The 5931-nt window shown below is 71.4% G+C and carries 5 protein-coding genes; 3 read left to right on the top strand and 2 right to left on the bottom strand.

All coding sequences use genetic code 11. The features are described 5' to 3' along the window. The coding region (locus B4M60_RS09810) for a nucleotide sugar dehydrogenase (protein ID WP_291082956.1) at positions 1-882 on the top strand (882 nt) is incomplete at its 5' end. A gap of 25 nt (positions 883-907) precedes the next feature. Here B4M60_RS09810 and B4M60_RS09805 read toward each other — a convergent pair. Then, the gene (locus B4M60_RS09805) at positions 908-2161 is read right to left on the bottom strand and encodes a pyridoxal phosphate-dependent aminotransferase (protein WP_291082953.1); all 1254 of its coding nucleotides are present in this window, start codon (positions 2159-2161) and stop codon (positions 908-910) included. A gap of 94 nt (positions 2162-2255) precedes the next feature. On the opposite strand from B4M60_RS09805, the gene B4M60_RS09800 reads away from it, so the two are divergent. Continuing rightward, on the top strand, positions 2256-2759 hold the full coding sequence (locus B4M60_RS09800; RefSeq protein WP_291082950.1) for a DUF2599 domain-containing protein: 504 nt from the start codon (positions 2256-2258) through the stop codon (positions 2757-2759). Between the two features lie 9 nt (positions 2760-2768). On the opposite strand, the gene B4M60_RS09795 is transcribed toward B4M60_RS09800, so the two are convergent. Continuing rightward, positions 2769-3830, bottom strand: a complete 1062-nt coding sequence (locus B4M60_RS09795; protein ID WP_291082947.1) for a helix-turn-helix domain-containing protein — start codon at positions 3828-3830, stop codon at positions 2769-2771. Between the two features lie 69 nt (positions 3831-3899). Here B4M60_RS09795 and B4M60_RS09790 point away from each other — a divergent pair, with 69 nt between their 5' ends. Beyond that, complete coding sequence (locus B4M60_RS09790) at positions 3900-5723, top strand: NAD(P)/FAD-dependent oxidoreductase (RefSeq protein WP_291082944.1); 1824 nt, start codon at positions 3900-3902, stop codon at positions 5721-5723. The last annotated feature ends 208 nt before the right edge of the window (positions 5724-5931 follow it).

The following is a 5931-nucleotide window of genomic DNA, read 5'->3' as shown; positions in this document are numbered from 1 at the left end:
CGGATCGTGATCGGCCTGGCCGGCGGCGAGGCCGACCGCGGGACCGCACGGGCGACGGTGACCGAGGCGTACGCGCCGATCCTCGCGGCGGATCCGTGTCCGGTGATCGTCACGGACCTGGCCACCGCCGAGCTGGTCAAGGTGAGCGCGAACGCGTTCCTGGCCACCAAGATCAGCTTCATCAACGCCGTGGCGGAGGTGTGCGAGGCGGCGGGTGCGGATGTGACGGTGCTGGCGGAGGCGGTCGGGATGGATCCGCGCATCGGCCGCCGGTTCCTGGGCGCCGGCCTGGGCTTCGGCGGCGGCTGCCTGCCCAAGGACATCCGGGCGTTCATGGCCCGCGCCGGCGAGCTGGGGGCCGACGAGGCGATGTCGTTCCTGCGTGAGGTGGATTCCATCAACATGCGGCGCCGCGAGAAGATGGTCGACCTCACAGTGCAGGCGTGCGGCGGGGCGCTGATCGGCAGGACCGTGGCGGTGCTGGGGGCGGCGTTCAAGCCCCACTCCGACGACGTGCGGGACTCCCCGGCGCTCAACGTGGCCGGGATGCTTTCGCTCAAGGGCGCGCAGGCCGTGGTGTACGACCCCCGGGCGCTGGCCAACGCCCGCGCGCTGTTCCCGACCCTGACCTACGCCGAGTCGGCTCTCGAGGCGTGCGAGGGCGCGGACGTGGTGCTGGTGGCCACCGAGTGGCCCGAGTTCGTGGAGCTGGACCCGGCCGCCGTATCCGGCGTCGCCCGCGGCCGGGTCCTGCTGGACGGCCGCAACTGCATGCCCGGCGACCGCTGGCGCGAGGCCGGCTGGACCTACCGCGCCCTCGGACGCGGGGCGCGGCCCCAGGACGTCAGGGTCCGCGGGGGCGGTGCGCTCGCCGCGGTCTGACCCCGCGGGCGCGCCCCGCCCGCGGCTACTGCCGGTACGAGGACAGGAAGTTCCCGATCCGCTCGATCGCCACGGCGAGATCGCGGCCGGCGGGGAGCGTGACGATCCGGAAGTGGTCCTGGTCCGGCCAGTTGAAGCCGGTCCCCTGCGTGACCAGGATCCGCTCCCGCTCGAGCAGGTCCAGGGCGAACAGCCGGTCGTCGTGGATCTCGTGGACCTCCGGGTCCAGCCTGGGGAACACGTACAGGGCGCCCATGGGCTTGACGCAGCTCACGCCGTGGATGGAGTTGAGCTTCTCCCACGCGATGCCGCGCTGCTCGTGCAGCCGTCCGCCGGGCTCGATCAGCTCGTCGATCGACTGGTAGCCGCCCAGCGCCACCTGGATGGCGTGCTGCGCGGGCACGTTGGGGCACAGGCGGGTCGAGGCCAGCAGCTCCAGGCCCTCGAGGAACCCGGCGGCGTGGGCCTTGGGCCCGGTGATCGCCAGCCAGCCCGCCCGGTACCCGGCCACCCGGTACGTCTTGGAGAGCCCGTTGAACGTCAGCACCAGCAGGTCGTGGGCGAGGGTGGCGATGGAGGTGTGCTCGGCCTCGTCGTAGATGATCCGGTCGTAGATCTCGTCCGCGAGGATGAGCAGGCTGTGCTCGCGGGCGAGGTCCACGATCCCTTGGAGCACCTCGCGCGAGTAGACCGCGCCGGTCGGGTTGTTGGGGTTGATCACGACGATCGCCTTGGTGCGGGGCGTGATCTTGGACGCGATGTCCTCCAGCGACGGGTTCCAGTCGTCCTCCTCGTCGCTGAGGTAGTGGACCGGCTTGCCGCCCGCCAGGGAGGTCATGGCGGTCCACAGCGGGTAGTCCGGTGCGGGGATGAGCACCTCGTCGCCGTCGTCGAGCAGGGCCTGCATCGTCATGGTGATGAGCTCGGACACGCCGTTGCCGAGGTAGATGTCCTCGACGTCCAGGTGGGGGAAGCCGGGGACCAGCTCGTAGCGGGTGAAGATGGCCCGGCGCGCCGACAGGATGCCCTTGGACTCCGAGTAGCCCTGCGCGTGGGGGAGCGCGGCGATCATGTCGCGCATGATGACGTCGGGCGCCTCGAACCCGAACGGCGCCGGGTTGCCGATGTTCAGCTTGAGGATCCGGTGACCCTCCGCCTCGAGCTGGTTCGCCCTCGCCATCACCGGCCCGCGGATCTCGTAGAGGACGTTCTTGAGCTTGGAGGACTGGTCGAGCGTGCGCGGCTGGCGGAGCTCTCGTCCCAGGGTCTCAGGCGTCATACCTGCCGATTGTGCCACCCGGCCGGACGTGCCCGGGCTCACGGATCACCCTGACGCCGGGAACGGGCCGGCCGCGCGTGGGAGAAGAAGACCCATGAAACCCGGTCGCGTCGGTCTACGCTCGGTCCTCCTCGCCGGTGCCACGACGGTTTTCGGCGCCGCACTCGTCACAGTCCCCGTCTCCTCGGCCACCGCGGCCCCCGCATCGGGCGGCGACGGGCTGCTGACGGGCTCGCTCGGTTCCGTGGTCGTCGGCACGGGTTCGGCGTTGTCGAGCTCGCACCGGCCGCCGCCGTATATCGAGAGCGCCCGGTGGTTCGGGCAGGGGGGCGGGTCGGTGTTGATGATCACCCCGACCGGGGCCGGTCGGACGTCGTGGGGGGTCGACGACGAAGCCGTGGCGTGGTCCGAGGTGGTCGCCCTGGCCCCGGATGCCACCACGCCGGGGATGCGTCAGCAGTTCGCGTGTCACTGGGTCTTCGCCCGGCTGGCCGATCCGGACAAGCCGACCTGGGACCTCGAGCCCTGGCGGCCGGTGGTCTCGGACGTGGAAATGATCGCCGCGCGCTGCGATCCGACGACCGCCGGGTCGGAGTAGGAGCGTGGGTCAGATCCCGTAGCGCAGGTCGACGATCGCCGGGATCTCCGAGTCCGGCAGGAGCTCGTCGGGATGCTCGACCCGGAGGAAGTCGACCAGCTCGCGCTCGCGCGGGCACAGCGAGTAGGGCTGCGACTCGATCGACAGGCCGGTGAGCTGCCGGAGTCGACGGACCTCGCCCCTGACCGTGGTGGTCGCGGACGGGTCGTCGTAGAGGGCCTCCGACAGCGCCCGCGCGGACCAGGCCTCCCGCGACGCCAGCAGCGCCAGCAGTTCCGCCCTGCGCGGAGACAACGGGATGCTTGTCCCGTCCGCCCGGACCACGGCCGGCTTCCACCCCAGCAGCCGGATCGCGGTGACGGGAGTGGCCACGGTTCCGGGCGCGGCGTCGTCGTCGTCGTCCACCCCGGGCCGCGAGGCGCCCGGAAGCGCCGCGACCAACGACTCGGCGAGCCGCGCGCCGCAGCGCACCAGGGCGCCGGTCTCGACGGAGGAGAACCGCAGCGGGTGGGACACGTTGAGGACCCCGAGGACCCGGCCGCGCGGATCGCGGATCGGGCTCGCGGTGCAGGTCCACCCGTGATGGGCCCGGACGTAGTGCTCGCCGGCGGTGGCGTGGGTGAGGGTCCCGGTCTCGAGGGCGAGCGAGATGGCGTTGGCGCCGATGCCCCGCTCCGACCAGTCCGCGCCCTCGGCGAACGCGATCGAATCCGCCCGGCGCAGCGCCTGCGCGCTGCCCGCGCGCCACAGCACGCGGCCCCGGGTATCGGCGACGACGACGAGGTGGCGCCCGGCGGAGGAGGTGTCCGCCACCGACGCCACCACCTCCGCCGCGACCCGGTGCAGCGGTGTCTCCCCGCGGGCGGTCGCGACCTCCTCCCGAGACAGCACGCTGCAGGGAGCCCGCTGGTCGGGGGAGATCCCCGCGTCCCCGCTGCGCCGCCAGGCGCGCAGCACCCGCGCGTCCAGATCGGAGGTCTTCCCGCCGGACAGCGCCACCTCGTGGGCCTTGATCGAGCGGGCCGCGAACGCCCCGGGGTCGGCGAACCGCAACGCCGAGTGCAACGACATTGCCACCCCCTCGGGAACAAAGTGTGATCTACGTCATGGAAAACGCTACAGCAGAGCGAAGGAGTGGGGATGACCCAGACGACGGAAGCGCCCGCGCACACCGACGGCGGCGGCGCCGATCGGACCGTGGAGACGTGGCTGGCGGGGTTCGGCGACGCGCTGCGCGCCGGCGACACCGACCGCGCGGCGGGGATGTTCGAGGACGAGGGGTGCTGGCGCGACTTCGTGGCCTTCACCTGGAACCTCCGGACCCTCGAGGGCCGCGATGAGATCAGGGAGATGCTCGACGCCCAGCTCGCCGCGGTCTCGCCCGACGGGTGGGTGCTCGGCGAGCCGGCCACCGAGGCCGACGGGGTGACCGAGGCGTGGATCGACTTCGAGACCGCCGCCGGCCGCGGCTGGGGCCACCTCCGGCTGCGCGACGGGCGGGCCTGGACCCTGCTCACCACGACGCAGGAACTCAAGGGGCACGAGGAGAAGAAGGGGCGCGACCGCGACAAGGGCGTCGAGCACGTCATCACCCGCGGCCGCAGGACCTGGCTCGAGCAGAAGTCCGAGCGGCAGGAGAGTCTCGGCTACACCGAGCAGCCCTACGTGGTGATCATCGGCGGCGGGCAGGGCGGGATCGGGCTCGCGGCCCGGCTCAAGCGGCTGGGGGTGCCCACGATCGTGATCGAGAAGAACGAGCGGGCCGGCGACTCGTGGCGCAAGCGGTACAAGTCGCTGCACCTGCACGATCCGGTCTGGTACGACCACCTGCCGTACATCCCGTTCCCGGACGACTGGCCGGTGTTCCCCGCCAAGGACAAGGTGGGGGACTGGCTCGAGCACTACACCGCGATCATGGACCTCGACTACTGGTCGGGTACGCGGTGCCTCGGGGCGGAGTTTGACGAGACCACCGGAACGTGGCGGGTGCGGGTCGATCGGCGGGGCGAGGAGGTCGAGCTCCGGCCGACCCAGCTCGTCTTTGCGCTCGGGGTGTCCGGGTACCCCACCATCCCGCACTTCGAGGGGGCCGAGGATTTCGCCGGGGAGCAGTGGCACTCGTCGGAGTTCACCGGCGAGGACGATGTGCAGGGCAAGCGCGCCATCGTGATCGGGTCCAACAACTCGGCCCACGACATCTGCGCCGCCCTCTGGGACCACGGCGCGGACGTGACGATGATCCAGCGCTCGTCCACCCACATCGCGCGGAGCGAGTCGTTGATGTCGCTGGCGCTCGGGCCGCTCTACTCCGAGGAGGCGCTGGAGAACGGGGTGACCACCGAGAAGGCGGACATGCTGTTCGCCTCCTGGCCCTACCGGCTGCTGCCGGACGCGCAGATCCCCGTCTACGACCAGATGGCGGAGAAGGACGCCGAGTTCTACGAGAAGCTGCGCGGCGTCGGATTCGACCTGGACTTCGGCGAGGACGGGTCGGGCCTGTTCCTCAAGTACCTCCGGCGCGGATCCGGCTACTACATCGACGTCGGGGCCAGCCAGCTCCTCATCGACGGTGAGGTGGCGCTCGAGCGGGGCCAGGTGACCCGGATCCGGCCCGAGGGCGTCGAGCTCGACGGTGAGCGCGTGCTGCCCGCCGACCTCATCGTCTACGCCACCGGGTACGGCTCGATGAATCAGTGGCTCGTCGATCTGATCTCGCAGGACGTCGCGGACCGGGTGGGCAAGGTGTGGGGCTACGGCTCGGACACCACCCGTGACCCCGGGCCCTGGGAGGGCGAGCTGCGCAACATGTGGAAGCCGACCAACGTGGAGCAGCTGTGGATCCACGGCGGCAACCTGCACCAGTCGCGTCACTACTCCAAGTACCTCGCGCTCCAGCTCAAGGCGCGGATGGAGGGCATCCCGACTCCGGTGTACCGGGTGCAGGAGGCGCACCACACCAACTGACAGGCAGGCGCCGGCCCGGAAATGGACCGCGGCCCGTGATCAGGACTCCTGATCACGGGCCGCGGTCGCGTTACGCGTCGACTATCCGAGCGACAGGCCGTAGCCGCCGGGCTTCTTCGACTTCGGAATCGCCCCACCCTTCGCCGGCGTGGCCGGCTCCTCCGCCTCAGCCTTGGTGTCCGCAGCCTCGGCGGCCTCGGCGGGAGCG

Source organism: Dietzia sp. UBA5065, assembly GCA_002415925.1.
In the GTDB taxonomy this organism is placed as follows: domain Bacteria; phylum Actinomycetota; class Actinomycetes; order Mycobacteriales; family Mycobacteriaceae; genus Dietzia.
Note: the sequence above shows the minus strand (reverse complement) of the source record. Positions and strands in the feature narration are given on the sequence as shown.